The organism is Chromatium okenii (assembly GCF_002958735.1).
Taxonomy (GTDB): domain Bacteria; phylum Pseudomonadota; class Gammaproteobacteria; order Chromatiales; family Chromatiaceae; genus Chromatium; species Chromatium okenii_A.
This window is the reverse complement of the sequence record NZ_PPGH01000041.1, coordinates 1-13,831: the sequence shown is the minus strand read 5'-3', so window position 1 is coordinate 13,831 and position 13,831 is coordinate 1. Positions and strand designations below refer to the sequence as shown.

The 13,831-nt window shown below is 44.6% G+C and carries 14 protein-coding genes; 4 read left to right on the top strand and 10 right to left on the bottom strand.

The window, feature by feature from the left end:
• Positions 1-71 precede the first annotated feature (71 nt).
• The 4 genes from CXB77_RS18360 (at position 72) to CXB77_RS18345 (ending at position 5,984) form a co-directional block, all read left to right on the top strand.
• The gene (locus tag CXB77_RS18360) at positions 72-1,088 is read left to right on the top strand and encodes a hypothetical protein (RefSeq protein WP_146108874.1); all 1,017 of its coding nucleotides are present in this window, start codon (positions 72-74) and stop codon (positions 1,086-1,088) included.
• Complete coding sequence (locus CXB77_RS18355; protein WP_105075012.1) at positions 1,085-2,389, top strand: dynamin family protein; 1,305 nt, start codon at positions 1,085-1,087, stop codon at positions 2,387-2,389. The genes CXB77_RS18360 and CXB77_RS18355 overlap by 4 nt, the downstream gene beginning before the upstream one ends.
• A 100-nt stretch (positions 2,390-2,489) precedes the next feature.
• The gene (locus CXB77_RS18350; RefSeq protein ID WP_105075011.1) at positions 2,490-3,773 is read left to right on the top strand and encodes a TerD family protein; all 1,284 of its coding nucleotides are present in this window, start codon (positions 2,490-2,492) and stop codon (positions 3,771-3,773) included.
• An 87-nt stretch (positions 3,774-3,860) separates the two neighbouring features.
• The gene (locus tag CXB77_RS18345; RefSeq protein WP_105075010.1) at positions 3,861-5,984 is read left to right on the top strand and encodes a dynamin family protein; all 2,124 of its coding nucleotides are present in this window, start codon (positions 3,861-3,863) and stop codon (positions 5,982-5,984) included.
• A 108-nt stretch (positions 5,985-6,092) separates the two neighbouring features.
• On the opposite strand, the gene CXB77_RS18340 is transcribed toward CXB77_RS18345, so the two are convergent.
• From CXB77_RS18340 to CXB77_RS18290, 10 genes are all read right to left on the bottom strand, one after another.
• Positions 6,093-6,278 carry a hypothetical protein gene (locus tag CXB77_RS18340; protein WP_105075009.1) on the bottom strand — a complete coding sequence of 62 codons (186 nt, stop codon included), beginning with the start codon at positions 6,276-6,278 and terminating at the stop codon, positions 6,093-6,095.
• 5 nt (positions 6,279-6,283) lie between these two features.
• On the bottom strand, positions 6,284-6,787 hold the full coding sequence (locus CXB77_RS18335) for a ProQ/FINO family protein (protein WP_172452751.1): 504 nt from the start codon (positions 6,785-6,787) through the stop codon (positions 6,284-6,286).
• 101 nt (positions 6,788-6,888) lie between these two features.
• The gene (locus tag CXB77_RS18330; protein WP_105075007.1) at positions 6,889-7,380 is read right to left on the bottom strand and encodes a GNAT family N-acetyltransferase; all 492 of its coding nucleotides are present in this window, start codon (positions 7,378-7,380) and stop codon (positions 6,889-6,891) included.
• 1 nt (position 7,381) lies between these two features.
• A complete protein-coding gene (locus tag CXB77_RS18325; RefSeq protein WP_242445876.1) occupies positions 7,382-7,708 on the bottom strand; it encodes a DUF1778 domain-containing protein in 327 nt (108 codons plus the stop codon).
• Positions 7,709-8,019: 311 nt separating this feature from the next.
• On the bottom strand, positions 8,020-8,247 hold the full coding sequence (locus CXB77_RS18320; RefSeq protein WP_197711113.1) for a hypothetical protein: 228 nt from the start codon (positions 8,245-8,247) through the stop codon (positions 8,020-8,022).
• Positions 8,240-8,896 carry a ParA family protein gene (locus tag CXB77_RS18315; RefSeq protein ID WP_105075005.1) on the bottom strand — a complete coding sequence of 219 codons (657 nt, stop codon included), beginning with the start codon at positions 8,894-8,896 and terminating at the stop codon, positions 8,240-8,242. Before CXB77_RS18315 ends, CXB77_RS18320 begins: the two co-directional genes overlap by 8 nt.
• Positions 8,897-9,143: 247 nt before the next feature.
• Positions 9,144-9,725, bottom strand: coding sequence for a recombinase family protein (locus CXB77_RS18310; protein ID WP_242445875.1), 582 nt, complete (start codon positions 9,723-9,725; stop codon positions 9,144-9,146).
• Positions 9,726-10,656: 931 nt separating this feature from the next.
• A complete protein-coding gene (locus CXB77_RS18305) occupies positions 10,657-12,006 on the bottom strand; it encodes a replication protein (RefSeq protein WP_105072991.1) in 1,350 nt (449 codons plus the stop codon).
• Between the two features lie 656 nt (positions 12,007-12,662).
• Entirely contained in the window at positions 12,663-13,418 is a 756-nt protein-coding gene (locus CXB77_RS18295) for a ProQ/FINO family protein (protein WP_172452750.1), read from the bottom strand.
• Positions 13,419-13,423: 5 nt separating this feature from the next.
• A partial coding sequence (locus CXB77_RS18290) for a type I restriction-modification enzyme R subunit C-terminal domain-containing protein (RefSeq protein ID WP_277949443.1) occupies positions 13,424-13,831 on the bottom strand: 408 nt, incomplete at its 5' end.

Genomic DNA, 13,831 nt, shown 5'->3' with positions numbered 1-13,831 from the left:
TGCGATAAAAAACCCCAGGCAGACGTGGATAGGTGTGCAGCAAAAAGTGCTTTCTGAAAATGCGCAAAATCTTGCAGGAAGACCTTTTGGAAGTCGTGCAGGTTTCTGCCAGGAAGCAGATACAACCTTTTCTGAACGCCTTGCAACATCTACAACAGCACGTCGACGAACGCTTTCATCGAGCTGTTATCCTGCCCTTGTTGGTGGAGTTACAAGGGCTGGAGAAATACCTAAAGACTTTGGCGAATCAGGACAACTTGGACGCCGAGCAAATCATGGTGCAGCGTCACCAGTTAGAGCAGGAAATGCAGCAGTTCAAGGTGCACCTGGAGATTGAGAACCAAACGTTGGATGCGCAGGTCAGTCCTGCCACGCGACGGATCATGGAGTTGGTTCGAACCCGCTTAGTCGCGCAGTTGGACACATTGGCGCATCTGGTACTTTGTAATGGCGATTTTCAGGGGGTTTTGGGACAAACGGTGCGTCTGGCAATTTCCGAGGGCATTGAACAGGAGTTTGCCCCAAAGCTCAGACGCTATTTCAATCGTCTGGAAAACGAGCTACCGACCAGTCTGAATGTCTCCAGCCACTTCAATCTCGATGCGAACGCAGACTCATCGTCTGAAATTGACCTATCCGGATTGCAAACTGTCATTACTATGATCATAACTGCCGTAACCGCTAAACTAGCCATGCTCGGTCCTGTTGGACTCGCCATCGGTGCGGTGCTCAATGTCTTGATGGGATTGGTGGATTGGAAAGGTGGTGACGATCAGGGAGCGCAAGCGGCTCAACAACGCGAGAAAGCCAAGCAACACATCCTCAACTCGGTGATTCCTCAAGTCGTCAGTAAGATTTCCGAGGATCTTCGCGCCAATCTGCAACGCCAGTTAGATGCCGCCAAACAGGACATCATGACCGCCACAGAAACACGCAGCCGCCAACACCAACAATCTCTGGATCAATTAGCGGCTGAGTTGTTGCAAGGACAGGCAGCATTTGAACAAGCGCGTCAAGGTTATCTGATCGATTATGAGAAACTGCGCGACATCATGCAAAACTTGCTGGAAAAGAAAGATTCGCAATGACAACCACGATGATCGCTCCGGCAATGTCCACTGAAGCCTTAGAATCTCGCTACCGCCTGCTATGCCGTGCCTGTCATACAGATGTGGATGACAGTCCGGTTCAGCATCAATTAGCCACTGAACTGAAACAGTTGCAAACCATCCTGCTTCAGGATCTGCCCGCACTGGCGCGGCGTGGCAGCCCGGATAATTTTGCCGATCTATGGGAAAACCTAAAACAAGAACTGGAGCGTTTCCACGAGTTCTGCGAATTTCCGGATCTAGCGCAGAAGGTGGTAGTGGGTCTGGGGGGAGCCTTCAGTGCTGGAAAATCTAGCTTTATTAACGCTTTGCTTGGTCAAAAACGCCTCGTTACCGAAGTTGACGAAACCACGTCATTACCGACCTATCTGTTGCATGGGTCAGAAGAACACATCACCGCGCTCAATCTCTTCAAACGGCGCGTAAGGTTGTCGCAAGCGGAATTTCTCAGTCTCACTCATGATGAAAAACTGAAATACGGTAGCCAAGTCAGTGCGTTGCTGTACTCTGCGTTTGTCAGCGTACCGGAATTTACTTTTCGCAATCTGGCGTTGCTCGACACGCCCGGCTATTCCAAGCCGGATGATCCGCATTGGCACGAACGCAGTGATGCGCATCTTGCGCGCTCGCAACTGAATTCGGCACAGTTCTTAATTTGGCTCATCTCCGCTGAGGCAGGCACGATCAGCGAAGCGGATTTGAAATTCCTCGCCAGTCTCCGCCCAGGAATTCCTCGCCTGATCATTATCAGTCGTGCCGATAAGCGTGTTCCAGAAGACATCGTGCGCATGGTAGCCTTGGTTCGTTCGATACTCGCCAATCGTGCACTGACGGCGGTGGATGTCATTCCATTTTCCACTCGCAAGCAGCAGAATTTTCCGCTCAACCCTATCACCCAGTATCTCAATACTTGGAACGCGACGCCGAGAGCGCCAGGGTTTGCGCTCAACTTCAAACGTCAATTCAGCGCCTATCAGCGTTTTCTCGACAACGAGCAACATCTGGCACGGCGGCGTTTGAACCGACTAAATCGTATCCTCGCGTTGACTGATGATGAGGAAATTCTAGCGGATGCGCGGGATTTGCGGGATCTCGCAGAACGCGAATTGCGCAAGTTGCACCAAATTAGTGAAGACTTACGAGGTCTCCGCCAGCGTTTTTTTCAGGGACTCAAGACGATTGGCGATGAAGTTGGTATTCCTCTACCAGAACCGCAAGACATCGACTTGCTGGAAACGCATGAGGTAGATATGCTTGATCTATTACGCAAACTTGGATAGGTTTTGACCATTCAAAAGCGTATGAGAAAAGTTATGCAACACGGTCAAGCTTCTTGATGAAGAACCGAAGAAAAGAAACTTTCCTACCGGAGTTTATTACATGAATCAGTTACTTCAGCCAGGTGCAAACATCAAACTCAATGCTTTTTCAGGAACTGTTGTTATCAGTCATTCTATTGATCAAAGATTTGATATTAATTTAGTTTGCTTTTTAATAAATGAATCTGGAAAAACGCAAGACCTTCTTGGTGCTGTTTATCCTAATCAGCCTCATCATCCATCAGGCGCGGTAATTTTTATACCGCCTGAAGATTTAAGCGGAACAAAAAACCACTCGATTGAGTTTGATTTAAGAAAGGTTCCAGCAGGTATAAAAAAGTTAATTGTTACTCTTGCTGACAATAATCATATCGGGCTTTCTGAATTAAAAAACCTAAAAGCTGAAGTTCGCATCGGAAGTGAAATTATAAGCCTTAACCAAGACACACTGACTATTGAAAATGGCATCATTGTTCTTGAATTGTATATTCTGAACGAGCAAGCAAAAGTGAGGTCTGTTTGGCAAGGTTTTTCCTCAGGACTAGAAGGACTCTGTCAGCATTATGGTAGTAAGCTAATAGAAATATCAAGCGTGCATAGTATTTTAATTAAAAAAATCGACGAATCTTTATTAAATCCTCACTATGTAATGCGCTACACTGATTATGATCGTGAAATCTATGGAAAAAATCTGACGGCTATATTCGTAAATTCCTGTCGAGCATTTAGTGAAAATCAAAGTCGTTTGCTGCGGTCTCTTTTGAAATCCATGAATTTAGATGAGCGCATGGTAGAATTTATTGATAATTCTCGTTATATCAATGAAGATAGCTTTTCTGAATTTCTTGATTTTATTAAAAAAGAATGTTTGGTTGGTAGTTTTATGGTAGATATATTAGTGCTGTGTCAAGTAGAAACAGATTTAACGGATGAACAGTATCAGATATTTACTGCACTCACAGAAAAAACTCAGATTTCAAGCATAAAATTAAAGCAGGCTTTAGAACTGGCGAATCTTATTTTAAATAAAAACAATCATGATAAAATTAATTTTGATCTATCATTTTTCAAGCTTCATGCTTGGAGTAACTTTATCAATGACGAAAAAACAAAAAAATCGCAATTAGGAAGATTGTACTTAACACTACATGCTTATTTTTCAGAAAAACAAAAAAATGAACATCGATTGAAGAATGAAGAAGTCGAAGAAAAAAATGATCTGAAAAACGTACGTTTATTTCAAGCAATACGAGCAATACAAGAAATGCAAGCAATAGCCCAAGTAAGAGACATTCTTGAAGAAAATATTCGTTATTTAACTCAGATGCAAAAATATATGGATTGAATGCAGAATATAATTGCTTGTCTTATTTGACGAGTTTGATGTTAAAATAGAAAAAATCAAAATTGATTCTACTATTATTTGTTGCCCATGAATCCATCAGTTACCCGACTCACCGACCATATTTCCACTATTTGTGAGCAGTTAAACGAACACGTTGATAGTTTCACTGAAGTCAACGATCTGATCGCCCTTAAAAAAGAGCTGGCAGATAAAGTTGCACGTTTCTCCGCTGATGAACAACGTCTCAGCATTGGCATCATGGGTCAGGTTAAAGCGGGAAAGAGTAGTTTCATCAACGCCTTGTTATTCGACGGTCAACCCATCCTTCCAGAAGCCGCTACGCCAAAAACGGCTAATCTCACCCGCATTACTTACGGCGAACAGCCACGTTTGGAAGTTGAGTTTTATGAACCGCATGAATGGCAAGAGATCGAAGCATTATCCGCTGGAGCAGGCAACCATCCGCAGGCTAAGGTCGCACGGGAGTTGGTGAGATTAGCAAATGATAATGAAATTGATGTGTTCGCCGAACTGCAAAAAGGCGACAGAAAAGAATTCTGCACCGAAGATATAACCGGATTACTCGGTCTTTTGAATGACTATACGGGGGAAAACGGTCGCTACACTGCCTTAGTGAAGATGACGCATCTTTACTTACCAGATCACGCGCTGCAAGGCTATGAAGTGGTCGATACTCCTGGCATGAATGATCCGATAGAAAGCCGCACACAGAAAACACGCGACTACATGAGCCAATGCGATGTTGTGTTCTTCCTATCGCGGTCTAGCCAGTTTTTAGATCAACCGGACATGGAGTTGCTGTCTCAGCAGTTACCCGGAAAGGGTGTCAAACGCATGGTCTTGGTGGCGGGACAGTTCGATTCCGCCATTCTTGACGATGGGCATGATCAAGATTCACTGACCGCCACGACAGACAATCTAAAAACGCGCCTGAGTCGTGGAGCGGCGACAAAAATTCACAAAATGGCGGCACAGCGCGAACAGATTCATCCTGAATCTGCCGTCATCCTGCGACAGATGACTCAACCAATTTTTGCCAGCACGTTTGCCCACGGTTATGCGAACTGGTCAAGAGAAAAATGGACGACAACCATGCTGCATGTGCATGGCGAACTGGTCGAGTTAGCCCGCCAAAACTGGAACGACTACGCTTTTACTGACGAGGATTGGCAACACATCGGTAATTTCCAAGCATTACTAAACGCTTATGATCTCGCTCGTCAGGATCGAAAGACCTTATTGCAGGAGCAGCAGGACAGCATTGTCCCTGGTGTACGTCAACAATTACAGGAGCGTCTGCGACGCTTGCTGGATGCAGTGGAAAATCGCCACCGACAGCTTCACAAAGGGGATATACGCAAACTGCAAGATCAGCAGTCCGCCTGCGAAACACGCATTCGTCATCTGGAAAGGATATTAGGTCAACGGATTGATGAAACTCTGCATCAGGCAAAACACTCCTCAAAAAAATTGCTGCACGAAATCCAAGGCAGTATCGGGCAATATGCGCAGTTGAATACTCGCTCAGGTTCAAAGACGGAAGAGCGTTATCATACAGTCAGTTTTCACTTATTTAAGCCATCCACTTGGTTTGGCGGCAAGACCTACACAGAAACCGTTGTCATTAATTACGAGTATCTCAGTCCCACTGACGCCATTGAGCAACTGCGTCATTATGCCCGCAGTTGTACTTTTGAGATTGAACAAGGATTTAATCGTCTGATCGACCCGGACGCTCTCAAATTGAGCTTGCGTAAAACACTGATCAACGAGATCGACACCCAAAGTGAAAACTTTGATCCCGACCAATTTCGTTCCATGCTAATCAATAGCTTGGAGAGATTAACAATTCCGGTTTTGACACTCGATGCGGGCGACATGACGCAACTGATCAGCCGAAATTTCAAGGGTGAAATCAAAGATCGCGATGCAATTGAATCCCTGCGAGAGACCTTGAATCAGGCATTACATGACGTTTTTACGAAATTAGCGGATTGTTTCCGCAACGCAGCGGGCGATTTATATCAGCAATTAGAACAGTTGCGTAACAGTTTGGGTGAAAAGCTCACAGCCGACATCAAGAGAGAGCTAGATCAATTACGACAGGATTTTACGAACAAACAGGAACAACTTGATCGTTATCAGCATCTGATTGAACAACTCACTTTCGCACAGCGGGAGATTGTTTAGCTTTAAAAGCTGGTTTAAGAATGGTTGATACAAAGTGAAAGAATTAACCGTGTTAGCACAGCAGCATCTTGAATCAATGAAATGCGTTTATCCTGAATTCCCAACGGGTTATGAATTATCCACCGCTGCCACCTTCGCCTTTTTCTCGAACACCTGCACCGCAGCATCCTCCAACATCACAATCGTTCCATCATTGCTATTGACCTGAGCACCGAGCTTGCCGGTCATCGACGCCACCCATTGCGGCCATTCCGCTTGGGCTTTCTCCAGTTTCTTCCACGCTTTGGGTTTCAAGGTCGTTACCACCAGCGCGGTCTCGGTCTGAACCCGATCTTCATCCCCGCTTTCACCACCACTGGCGTGGGCAATTCCGTCAATTTCACTGTCAATTCAAGATGACCAGACACGATGTTCTCCGAGGTTAAGGGTGCATCAAGGGGCAGAACGGGTGTGGGTTCTGATGGTGGTTTGGGTTTCGATGACTTGACGGGTCTTAATAGTGCTAGCTCGTCCCGTGCAATGATTGCAGCAGCCTCAGTCACTTCACCAGCGGGTTGCCCCTGTAAATCAATCCGTGCTGTACCGATTCGCATCGCTCTGAGATAAGCGATGCGCTGGCAATAGCCATACATAACAGAATTGACCAATTTTGAAGCGTGACCCGCCGCCAGCAAGTCTTGACGAATACCGACTTTCAACGGGCGTGGTTTCTTCAGGTTAAAGCAGTCGGGATAAAGCTCAATGAGCTCACGCTGCGGAGTGCGTTTGGGTTGTACTTCGGGCTTATCGTTCAAATCATCCATCTGCGTGATTCTGTGTTTCAGGATATTCTGCGGCATATTGACGGCATGATATACGAGTTAACACCATAACTATCCGTGATGGGTTCATCCCATCACGGACATTATGGTTGCTTCACCTCCGAAAGTGGCAGAAATAGCGTGTTAGAACTGTGCGGAAAGGGATGGAAACCTTGAGCGAGATAAAACAGGGTTGCTGCTTCAGAAAGCGCATGAACTAGAAGTGCTTTAACTCCAACAAATTCAGATACCTGCACTGTGCGCAAGATGGCATCTCGCAATAATGCCTTGCCCAAACCCTGACCGTGCCAATGACGATCCACTGCTAAACGACCTAAGACCATCGCGGGAATAGGATCAGGCATATTCCGGCGCAAGTGACCTGGTGCTAAATCACTGGCAATCGAGGCAGTTGCCAAACAGTAATAACCAATCACTCGGTGTTCAACATCAATCACATAAGTGCGAGATGCGCCCCGACCTTCATTGCGAACTGCCCGTTGTTGTAACCACTGATCAAGACTGGGTTCACCGCTATCAAACTGGATGAGATCGTGGTGAATCGTCAAACGTGTTGGAGCACTACAAACTGCCATTTCATGTTTCCCAAGGCACTGTCATAGTCATCAGCTGCCGCAGCTTGGGATTGTCACTCGGCGGCGCATCCAATAACAGTTGAACGGCTTGGAAACTTTCAGTGTCGAGTGTCAACACGCGCTGATCCAACAACACTTCTTGCGCTTCACGACAAGCGGTTTCTAATACAAATTCTGAGCGAGTTTTACCCAATAACTCAGCAGCTTGATCGATGAGGTCGCGCTGGCAACGTTGCGCACGAATGTTGATATTCGTATTGCGGATTGAGTGATTCACTGAATGATTCTCGATATTGATTGATGCCATTGAAGATGCTTGATAAAGCATATCATCGACCTGTAATTAAAATGTCAACGCAATTGATAATGCTCCTTTAACCATACACTGATAATGGATGTCTCGACAATCCATACCAGTATTACAGAATGAACTTGAAATAATCGAATAACATTGACATTTCTTAAACACCTGACTTGCTCTTTTAATCCATGAAGTCAGCCCAAAGAAATACTTTTTTAACTAAAACCTTTTTTACTTAAATCGTTATTTCCTTAAATCTACCATGATAACGAAAGGTTTATTTCGTTAAATCTTTTCCTGAAATCCTTAAAAGACGATTTCCTTAAATACGCCTTTCCTTAAATCTTTACACGATTTTGTTTAACCAAATCAAAGCCTTCGCGTAACAGCTCCAACATGCTGATGCCGTGCGTAGCAGCGTAGGTCTTAAACTCACGGTGGAATGCTGGATCAACTTTGAAGTTCAGCGGTTTGAGATCGCCAGCTTGCGGTTGTTTCAAGTTATCTACTACTGCCACTGGAGAAGGAACAGAAGTTTTATTGGATGGAGGTGGTGGTTTAGCCATGTGTTGTATCCTGAGTGAATTGAGCAAGCTGATTCATTATTGCTTGTGCCACTGCATCAGCTTTCATTCTCAATGTTAAAAAAGCACATTCGGTTAATGCTTTGCCCGCATCATTCGCTCGCCGATAAGCAGTTCGTTCTAATAATGCAGTTGGAATAACATTGTATCCGGCTTGTTGCACATACATTAGACTTTCAGAAAGTTCAACTTGACTATCACCAACCCGACAAAACACCAATAAGATACGTTCTATTGCAATGCCCTTTGCAGTCAATTCATGTGCCAATAAAATGGTGGGTTCTAAATCATCAACAGATAAACCCGTAGGCAATACAATCAAATCACTGTGTTGAGCAATTGCCAATGTGCCACTATTGGATTGCGCTGCTCCATCAAAGATGAATAAATCATAATTCACTGCATCCGGTAGTGCTTTTTCAACAATACGAAATCGCTCAACCTTAATTTCTGGCATCAATAATCCCTGCACCCGCCGTTGTTGCCATTTGAAAACAGTGCCCTGACCAGGGTCGAGATCAGCAATTTTCACCTGCCAACCGTTAGCGGCATATTCACGAGCAAGCAACCGCGCCAGTGTACTTTTACCAACCCCGCCTTTTTGCGATACAAAACCGATGATCTGACCCATGTTGCGCTCACCTCAACTGTGGAGATTTGACGAGTCAAGTCGGAGAATAAAGCATGATTTCCTTTTTTACACAAAGAAAGATTTACTGCTTTACATAAAAAAGTAATTCACGTTTTACAGAAAGAAGGATTTACACTTTAGAATATAAAACGATTTACATCAATAACGATTTATACCTTAACGTAAAAAAGTATTTACTTAATTCGTTAAATCTTTAATTTGTTAACCTACTGTATAACCTAAACATTTATCTTGGTGATCGGTGATGTCTCGCTAAAATTCGCGTGATCGTTGCAGGATGAACCCGAAATAATCGAGCAACATCAGCGTTGGTTTTGTGCCCTGAAGTCACCATTGCAACCACTTCTCGCTGTTGTAATGGTGTCAATTTGAAGCGCCGTCCACCAATTCTTCCCTCTTTGCGTGCTGCCACCAAACCCGCTTGCGTCCGTTCACGAAGAATCTCACGCTCAAATTCTGCGAACGCACCCACCATTTGAATCATCAATCGACCGGCTGGAGTTGTGGTGTCAACCGGTTCAGTCAAACTTTGAAACGCAGCACCGGCGTTGCCAATTTTCTCAAGAATCACCAACAAATCTTTCAACGAACGCGACAACCGATCCAACTTCCAAACCACCACGACATCATCGGGACGCAAGTGATCCAACAACCGTTCCAGTTCGGGACGACTCCAACGACCACCTCCAACCTTTTCCTGAAAGATGCGCTCACAACCAGCAGCAGTTAACGCACTGATTTGACTGGTAATTTCTTGATCTTGAGTAGAAACACGAGCATAACCAAAGCGCATGAGCACAACCTCCATTAACGTTTAAGCACATTATGCAACCCGTTTATGCAACATTCTAACCCTTGAAAAACCATGGAAGTTCATTCAGAAAGTAAACGAGCGTTTGTGCAAGCCACACCGAAAAACCGAATGATGCGCAGTCAAATACTGAATGAACCTGAATGAATCATCACCGAATGAACCAATTAACACTGAACCAAAAAACCACCGATTAAACACAATCACCAAAGCAAATAACCACGCCGCAGATGAATTAAAACCGAATTGAACAACCGCCCTAACATTGAATTAAACCTGAATGAAAACGAAACTATTGAACAAACCAAAACCAGCAATAAACGAATTAACTCGACCAATTAACCCAACCTCAAAGCTATTGAAAAAACCCAACCATCACAATTAAAAACCCCAGACATCACAATAAACCAGAACCATCAAACACCCATTAAAACCGAATTAAACCTGCCAGTTAAACCAAACCAACCAAATAAAGAAATGAGTAAATAATTAAATAAAGCAAAAAAATAAGCCCTGCTCTACCCAATTAAAAAACCCAATAAAACCTGAATTAAAACTGCACGAAACCCAACAACCAGCCCAAGCCCAACCCCACCCAAAAATCACCCACCCACTCCAAATCAGAGTAGAATGCAGCTGTCAACATCAAGAATCGAACAAAGCAAGACCACCAAGACCACACCCCCGTAAAAACGCATGAGAAAGCCCTAGAGCCTTCCAAGCCGAAGCCTAACCACTTTTGAAGGGTCAACCCTCAAAAAAGCGTCAGACAGCGTTAGAACCCAAATTAACGCCACTAACCACATCGTCCTCAACCGACAAACCACAGTTATCAAAAACACACCCAACAGCAAACACAGCAGGGGATAACACGCCCAACAACACCCTACGGGGGCGGGTATACAAGGCGCGTTTTCGAGAAATCTCTTCAAATCAACATCTTGTTGCACCATCGCGCAATTGTCGATAATGGCATATCCATCTCAGTTGCGATCTCCTGATAAGTCATCCCCTTTGCCCGCATCTGCCTTGCCGTTGTCCGTTTATCTTCGTTACTAACCCGCACACCTGTCTTGGTGTAGTGATCGTCCCAACGCCCAGCATCAGCCTCTTTCTTATGTTGTGCCCGCAGCTCATCAGGAATAATTGCCCGCAACTGTGGTAATAACTCAGCCGGAATAATCGCCTGCATCCAATTGTATAAGGTTGAACGACGAAAGCGATAACGTGGATCAACTTCAATTCCATTCCATACAACCTTTTCACCGCGCATTGCTGCTTGTGCTCGCCGAATAATCGGGCGCATGGTGCGTCGCGCTTCTTTAACTGTTAATCCTGGTGTCCACATTTGCGCTGTCTTAATGATTTCTTCTTCAATACGATCATAGGGCACAAACCACGATAATGAAACACTGGCTAAAAATAACCATGTATCCCGATGACCTTCGGGAATACCACCGAGAAAATACCAATCCGCAATCTTCATTAAATCTTGATAAACTAAATACCAACGATGATAAATACTACCTTTATATTTACGACCTTCTCGTGCTGCACCTAAACTGCGTATTCGTGCTGACCTTGGCTTATTGGATGGTTTCCACTCCGGTCGTTCTCCTAATACAGCATCAGACAATTGATGCAATGTCCACCGTTTTCCTGTCAGTACCTTCGCCGTGACTTCAGCCCCGTTTTTGCTGTTGATCGTTCCGCACAAGCGCAGTACCCGAGTGCAATCCCTCGCTACCGGATCAGCTCCAATCGATGCGAGTGTTGCGATCAATTTGTTTTGCACCAGTTGCCAAACTGGTAAGGCTTTAGCTGGCACTGGCTTGATTAACCAATACAGGTGCATTCCGCGTCCGCTGTAGACCACTTGCGAGGGTGCAGGCAGCCTGGCAGCAATAAGTAGCTGTAATGCTTTATCAATATCGACACAACCATCTATATCGACATAACACGTCCGCAACGATGACAGCAGCGATACTCGTCGCCAGTGATGGAACTGATTGACAGTGAAATAACGGTCTTCTTGACCTTTTTGGGCAGCGAGGAATTGCGAAATCAGCGGTGAATCGGCGCGGTGTACTTGCCAGCCACCACTGGGTTTGCGCTTTTCCCAGAACACTACGACACCATGTGCTGGGCGTGGATGTACTTGGTCAAAATGACCTTGGGTGTTGAGGCGTTGTAACGTGAAGGGCTGTTGTTGTGCTTCGGAAATACAACCGGTGTTGAAAAAGTCTTTGTTTTCAGTGGTTTTATTGTCAAGTGCCATGTTAGCTACCTTGACGCAATCAACAAAAGGCTCTTTTTTACAAGGGGCGGATCGTGTAAACTTGAGCCTTAGTCAGCGCGGTTACTTTTGCTGTTTTGAAACGGATAAAACCGGATCAATTTGTTAAGTGTCAGCGTTGATTGCGTACATTGAAGGCAAAACCAGTAACTTGTTGAGGTCTGTTGGTTTAGCCGGTTAAAAGAATTTAGTGGTTAAAAAAGGAAAGCCGGTTCTATTATTGAATCGGCTTTTTTATGTCCATGTGTATCTGCTGAAAGCACAACATAATATGTGTAAAGAATACTCATATTTTCTCCTAGAATCATAAGGTTAGTTTCAGATTTATCCAGAGGATACTGGTTTGCAAATCGGTGTAATACTAGCAAATTTCATTGTACCAAACCAAGATAAAAATCTATACATGTCCTGTTGATTTGGGCACTACTACTTCGCATCCTTGGTCTCTTGAATTTGGCGTTTGTAATCTTCGTATGAAGTGTTGCTACTCGCCATACATCGGTTTTGTTCCTGTGTGTCGATGATTTTATTGCACTCGTTTTGTTGCCACGCTTGACCCGTGTTATAGAGCTGTTGCGAAGAACAACCGTAGATCAATAGCACAAAAGGAACCAAGATTGGGTATAAGTAGAGCATCGTTAACTTTCAACCTTCACCTTCTTTTCAAACACCTGTATTGCTACATCTTCCAACATCACAATCGTACCACCATCACTATTAACTTGAGTACCTAACTTACCAGTCATTGAAGCAACCCATTGTTTCCAATCGGCTTGTGCCTTCTCTAATTTCTTCCATGCTTTAGGTTTTAAGGTTGTCACCACCAATGCAGTGTCAGTCTGAATACCAATCTTCATTCCAGCTTTAACGACAACAGGTTGAGGCAATTCATTAAACTTCACTGTCAATTCAAGGCGACCGCTCACAATACTCTCCGGGGTCAAAGGGGCATCAAGTGGTGGAACAGGTTTAGCTTCCTGTGGTGATTTCGGCTTTTTAACCCTTTTGATCTTAACCGGTTTTGGCTTGCGTGGGATTTTACCTAATCGCGCATAAATAATTGCCAGTTCCCGTTGCGGGATAATCGTCTCAGCTTCAGTCACCTCGCCTGCTGGTTGACCCTGTAGATCGATCCGTGTCGCACCGAGTTGTATGGTTTGAAGGTAGTTTTTACGCTTGCAATACGAACCCAATACCCACTTGATGTCAACGGGATGATGACCTGCTGCCAGTAAGTCAAGGTGAATCCTCAACTTCAGTGGACGTGGACGAGCTAGATCAAAGCAAGCCGGATAGAGCGCAATCAGATCAAGCTGCGGTGCTGTGACAGTCTGCACCTCAGGTTCATCATTTGACACTGACACTTGCAAATTATCCACTGATTCCATGTTCATTAAGATCATGTTTTATCAATACATTCTTGATAAAGGTATTTCTGAAACCCATTAAATACCCTTCTGATTTCATCCGGCTGACCAAGATCATTCATTGCATCTGTAAGTGAAGAATTATATTTAAGCTGCAACAACGGCGTTAACTTATTTTCATCCAATTCTTCAACACCTAAGTTCACATAATGCGACAACACGAAATCAAGAAAAACCTGTTGTTGACTATTAAAGATCGCGCTGATCTGTGCCATTGCCCGCCCGACGCGCTCTTCTCGGGTGAGCGGTTGAGTAGCATAAGCGACATGCGCCAACACATCAAATAAATCGCTCTTCTCCGCGTTGATAAGTTGTTGCATTTCAAACAGTTGCTCTTTACCAAACCCTTTCTCAGCAAGTCCATCTAATAGCTTACGGCG

What these genes read in the sequence shown, in the direction of transcription:
- CXB77_RS18320 (WP_197711113.1), bottom strand. Translation starts at nt 8,247, where the DNA reads ATGGCTAAACCACCACCTCCATCCAATAAAACTTCTGTTCCTTCTCCA.
- CXB77_RS18335 (WP_172452751.1), bottom strand. Translation starts at nt 6,787, where the DNA reads ATGGATGATTTGAACGATAAGCCCGAAGTACAACCCAAACGCACTCCG.
- CXB77_RS18315 (WP_105075005.1), bottom strand. Translation starts at nt 8,896, where the DNA reads ATGGGTCAGATCATCGGTTTTGTATCGCAAAAAGGCGGGGTTGGTAAA.
- CXB77_RS18310 (WP_242445875.1), bottom strand. Translation starts at nt 9,725, where the DNA reads ATGGAGGTTGTGCTCATGCGCTTTGGTTATGCTCGTGTTTCTACTCAA.
- CXB77_RS18355 (WP_105075012.1), top strand. Translation starts at nt 1,085, where the DNA reads ATGACAACCACGATGATCGCTCCGGCAATGTCCACTGAAGCCTTAGAA.
- CXB77_RS18305 (WP_105072991.1), bottom strand. Translation starts at nt 12,006, where the DNA reads ATGGCACTTGACAATAAAACCACTGAAAACAAAGACTTTTTCAACACC.
- CXB77_RS18330 (WP_105075007.1), bottom strand. Translation starts at nt 7,380, where the DNA reads ATGGCAGTTTGTAGTGCTCCAACACGTTTGACGATTCACCACGATCTC.
- CXB77_RS18325 (WP_242445876.1), bottom strand. Translation starts at nt 7,708, where the DNA reads ATGCTTTATCAAGCATCTTCAATGGCATCAATCAATATCGAGAATCAT.
- CXB77_RS18350 (WP_105075011.1), top strand. Translation starts at nt 2,490, where the DNA reads ATGAATCAGTTACTTCAGCCAGGTGCAAACATCAAACTCAATGCTTTT.
- CXB77_RS18345 (WP_105075010.1), top strand. Translation starts at nt 3,861, where the DNA reads ATGAATCCATCAGTTACCCGACTCACCGACCATATTTCCACTATTTGT.
- CXB77_RS18295 (WP_172452750.1), bottom strand. Translation starts at nt 13,418, where the DNA reads ATGAACATGGAATCAGTGGATAATTTGCAAGTGTCAGTGTCAAATGAT.